Here is a 5,110-nt window from a genome sequence, read left to right on the forward strand (position 1 = left end):
CGCTTGGCTAGCTCATATTGGGCGCGGCCATCCCCCTGTTTTGCGGCTTGGGATAACTCGGCGTCAGTGAGTGACACCGTGGAAGAACAGGCTGCAAGCATGCTGGCTGCCACTGCCAGCCATAAGGCTTGATGTGTCATGGGAAAATTCTTCGCAGAGTGAAATCTATGGATAACGTCGTTCACGATATCCATTCGGATAACATTTTACTATTTCACTTAAAGCACCATTCTCATAGCCAAAAAATAAAGTATGATTAGAATACCCTTCCTGAGAATGTTCTCTCTCATGAACCATTATATCTGTTAGCATATCGCCATTATAATGATAATCCGAAAAGCTCGAGCCAAATCTCCCATAATTAAATTCTTTCATTACCTTACCATTGTTAAACTCAATATCCATAACAAAAGCCAGTGAGTCAACATCGTAAAAGCCAATCACTCTGACTCCATTGTCAGAGTGAAAGTAAAAATCACTATACTGAACTTCCCCATTTGAACCAAGCCGTTCAACTAATAGAGTATCCCCGGTAGAATTAAAACTCCAAAACTGAACGTCTTTTTTATTTTTTGGAAAAACATTTAGTTCTTTTCCTAGTTTAAAACCAAACCTCTCCGCTTCAAAAGGCCTGATATTTAACAATCTCCCTTTGCTTATTTTTTTGACAACGGAATGTTTTTTTACATCTGAATAAAAACTCTCTAAAAATACACGTGGGGTAGTGTTTATTTTTTCAAATTCTGATTTAAGTGTATCTATCTCGTTCATTACAGCCCCTTAGAATTTAAAAGTACCACTTGATATATCTGATGCTATTTTACTAAGCTCATCCTTGAAATCCAACTTATTAGTAGTTGATTTAAGTCTGTCAAATACATTTTTCTTATAAACTTCCGTATGTATCCTTGAATGCGCTGGTAACGACGTACCGACAGATGATTTTACGCTGCTTGATGTCGGCAAAAATATCCCGTTGTCGACAGAGTTGATATCGATTCCCATTCGTTCCATTTTTCTTCTCAGCCAACGCATTCTGACATCTTTAGAATTTGACATTACTATGTGATGTGCAGAGTTCTTATAGCTGGGAGCAACTTTCCCGGCGGCTTCCATGTTTTCACGTAACTTTTTCGCATCAGCACCACAACCCGCCAACCCTAACGGATCAATCCACCCAAGCGGATTATTCACATACCCATAATTATTCTCACCGCCCAGTATCCCTATCGGGTCGGGTGAGATATAGCAGGCCCCTTGCGGGTCATAGTACCGAAAACGGTTATAACAAAGTCCGCTCTCGTCGTCACGCAGTTGGCCCGCGAATGCCAAACCGGGGTCACGGATGTCAACACGATTGCTTAACCGCTGGCCCCACAGACTGGTTTTGGTCGGCTGCCAGTGCAGCTCCCCTTGCGGGTTATAGAGCCCCAGCAGTTCGCCATTTTGCTGGCTGACTGCGAAGTCAGTTTGCCAGCTTTCGGCAGCGGCTTGCAGGACTTGCTCGATGTAGGCCGTTGGTGCATACGCTTGGAGGCCAGGTTGTGCTTGTATCTGCTGACGCTGCTGCACCAGCAATTCCCAACCCCGCCAGACCCAGTGACGGCGCTGTTGCAGTGAGCCTTGCTTGAAATGACGGACTTCGGCTATCTGGTCACCATCCCACAGGTAACGCACCTCTTCGCCCGTCTGCTCACAGCGCTTGCTGATGCGCCGACCAAACGGGTCGTAGCGATATAACCAGTTATGCCCGCCAGGGGTGGTGACCACCCTCAACTGATTACGACTGTCCCAGTGGTAGTGCCACTGTTCGGGCCGAAAGCCCGGGCGCAGCTGGCGTTTGCTGATAAGCCTACCCGCCTTGTCATAATCGTAGTGGGTATCGCCGCGCTGACTGACCCGCCCTTGCTGCCACCGGGTGTGTTCGCCGTCGGTCAATGGCAAGCCCTGACGGGTGTAGCTAAATTGCGCCTCCCGCTGAAGGCCAGCGTTAGGATGCTGGCTGAGGGTCTCCAGCACCCGACCACAGGCATCAAGCCGATAGCCCTGCGCCTCACGTCCCCGCCGTTCACCAATCAGGTTGCCAGCACGGTCATAACCGTATTCGCGGGTGAGCCCCGCCAGCAAACGCCCCTCTTGCAGTTGACCGCTTTGGGCGCGTGTGAGCTGACCCAGTACGTCATACTCTTGCTTCAGACCAAAAGCACCGCCCTGGCGCTGCGCCTCCCGACCAGCCAGGTCGTGCCCCAGGGTCAGCTCTGCCCCATCTGGCAAACCAATGCGGGTCAGTTCACCGACGTTGTTGACGGTAAAGGAGGTGGTCAGTGGGGCCGGTTCGTCCTCCTTATCCCCTGGCCAGCTCAGGGTTCGGGTCAGGGTGTGGGCCTGCTCATCATAGCTGCGGCTAATGGTGGCGCCGTGTTGTGTCTCCAACACCACCCGGTCGCGCTCATCGTACTCAAAGCGCAGATGGCTGGTGAGGGATGATACCTCCAGTAATCTGCCTGCCCCGTCGTAGTGATAATGAAGGGTGTCATCGTCACAGGTTTCGCTCAGCAGCAGGCCACGGCCATCAAACAGGAAGTGGCGAGCCTGACCTTCGCCATTGCGGACTTCGATGCAGTGACCATCTTCGTCATAGCCATAGTGGGTGACGGTGCCCGCCATGTCTTGCTCGCGCACCACCCGGCCATCATTATCGAGCCACCACTGCCACACCTGCTGGTCGGGCCCGGTGACCTTTATTAGCTGCTGGGTATCGCGGTCGTATTGATAGCGCCAACTGCGGCCACTGGCATCGGTGCGCTCAAGGAGCAGGTCAAAGGCACCAAAGCGTTGGCGCCAGTGCTGGCCATTGCCATCGACATAATCAGTCAGGTTTTTGTGGCGATCGTAACGGCGCTGCTCTTCTACCTCATCGGGCCGTTTGAGCTGTTCTGGCAGTTGCCAGCTGGAGCGGCGATAGCCTAACTGATAGCGAGCACCGTCGGCGCGTTGCCACTGCGCAACCCGGTCCTGGCCATCATAGCGCCACTGTTCGGTACGCCCCTCGGCATCCGTCTGGCTCAACAGACGCTGGCGATGGTCATACTGCAGGCGTGCTTGCACCTTGCCACTTTGGTCGCTGACCGCCGTCAGCAACCCATAACGGTTCCAGCTAAAATGCACTTCGCTGGCATCCGGACCTGACAGTTTGTCCGGATTACCCGCGTCATCGAAACGCCACTGCCAGCTGCGCCTGAGCGGGTCAGTGACGGCACACAGCCGCAGCTGCTCATCATACTCGTAGTGCCAGGCGTGGCCACTACCGTCCACAAAGCGTGTCACCAACCCGGTGTCAGCCAGGTATTCAAACTCGACCACCCGCCCCGCAGGGGAAATCTCCCGCAGCAGGTTACCAAATTCGTCGTAGTCAAAGCGGGTCACATGGCCAAGGGGGGAGCGGATCGCGCTCACCAGGTCAAGCTCGTTAAGCTCATACTCGTGACGACCCAACCCGTCGGTCATCACCACCTTGCCTGGCTGATAGTCAAAGCGTGCGGTGAGCATGCCATCGGCACAGGTGGTGTAGACACAGCGCCCTTGCACGTCATATTCATAACGCGCCCAGGTCTGGTCGTTATCATACCAACGCGTCAGTCGCCCCTGGTCATCGTATTCGTAAAACAGGTGGTAGTGATGGCTGGCATCCGCTTCGACTAATTGACCTGCGAGGTTTTGGGTGTAGTGGGCCAAGCGTGTCTGCTGGCCGCCATCTACCCGAACAATGTGTTGCAGATAGTCATCTTGCCACGCCAGCGCCAGCTCGATGCCATCGCTGTGGCGCACCCTACAAAGTTTGCCTGCCTGGTCGCGTACCAAGGTAATGCGATTGTCATGGCGGTCTGACAGAGCTTCGAGCCAGTACCGGTCCCCCTGTTGATGGATAAAGTGACGGGTCTGCTGACTGTCTCTGTCCCACAGCAAAAAACCGTGCTCGGTTCGAGTCAGTGTAAATTGGGGATAGTGCGGGCAATAGACGCGGCTCACGTCTTGATGGAAAGTGAAATCAATGTCATAGCCCTGTGCCAGGGTGATGTTCACCAGGGTATTGAGCCCCTGACGGGTGACGCTGGCCACTTCGCTCCAGCTGTCATGCCACCCCTTACCGAGTAGCCCTGTATGGTCGGATGCGGTGCGGTAGGTGCGCTCAAAGCGCAGCGGCAAGGTTTGCCCCAACTCTATATCCAGCCGGGATTCGATGACCTCACCACTGGGGATATAGACGGGGTCTTTAAGAAATCCCTTGGCGGCTTCCTTGAAACGAGCCAGTCCCTTGTTATTTTTAAACCCCTGGCTCATGCAGCGAAGGGCAGTCCGCTTGAACTGGCGCACCGCCACTTTGGCCCCAACCAGCGCTCCCCGTAACACTGCGCGCGGTCCCTTGGTAAAGAGCTTGCCTATCCCCTTGAACATGCCACGACTGGGGGGCACCAGGAACTCGACCGCAATCAGCAACCCCTTTTCCCACCAACTGAACTCATCTGCTATGTCGGCATAGGTTCCCTGGCCTGAGCCAAAGAACACGGTGGAAGCGCCCTCCTTGATGGTGGCACCACAGGCTGTCTGGTCATCCACTCGTGCGGCGGGGCTGTCGTTGACAAAAACAGACTCACTACCTTGCGCAATGATGGGCGGAACCGAGTGCTTGGTGCACGCGACGGTATCAACCAACGCACGGGAGACCGGTTGTCCCTCGACAAACACATTGGCAGAACCAGTTGCAACCGGACCGAAGGACGGGGACGCACTATCAACCATGCCAGACACACTTCCTGACACCTTGGCGATAAGGTCCCCCGCCCCTATGGTGGCAGCAATGCCCAGGCCAAGCTTGGCGACCCCCACCACCAACGCTAGCCCCATCCCCCCAGTCACCCCCGTCAAGGCGACGGCAGCCGTTACTACCGCAGCAGCCACAGCAAAGACTGCAGCCGCCACCAGGGCACCTGCTATCGCCCCCGCCAAAGCGCCCAAGAAACTCTTGTGCTTAATCATTTTTCCAGGGGACGTGGGCGGCTTGCCCTCACCTGGTTTGGGTCTATCAGTGGGGGGCGAGGGGCGGTTTCCC

The 5,110-nt window shown here is 54.5% G+C and carries 2 protein-coding genes; both read right to left on the bottom strand.

All coding sequences use genetic code 11. The annotated features are described in order from the left end of the window. Nucleotides 1-165: 165 nt before the first annotated feature. Nucleotides 166-771, bottom strand: a complete 606-nt coding sequence (locus BN1143_RS21605; protein WP_082038380.1) for a hypothetical protein — start codon at nt 769-771, stop codon at nt 166-168. A gap of 9 nt (nt 772-780) precedes the next feature. Beyond that, nucleotides 781-5,037: an RHS repeat-associated core domain-containing protein gene (locus tag BN1143_RS00705; protein ID WP_082038381.1), complete on the bottom strand. Its 4,257-nt coding sequence runs from the start codon at nt 5,035-5,037 to the stop codon at nt 781-783. Between the last annotated feature and the right edge of the window lie 73 nt (nt 5,038-5,110).

It is taken from the genome of Aeromonas dhakensis (assembly GCF_000820305.1).
GTDB classification, from domain to species: Bacteria; Pseudomonadota; Gammaproteobacteria; order Enterobacterales; family Aeromonadaceae; genus Aeromonas; species Aeromonas dhakensis.

Excerpts from the sequence above, each read along its gene's own strand:
- BN1143_RS21605 (WP_082038380.1), bottom strand. The coding sequence starts at position 771 with ATGAACGAGATAGATACACTTAAATCAGAATTTGAAAAAATAAACACT.
- BN1143_RS00705 (WP_082038381.1), bottom strand. The coding sequence starts at position 5,037 with ATGATTAAGCACAAGAGTTTCTTGGGCGCTTTGGCGGGGGCGATAGCA.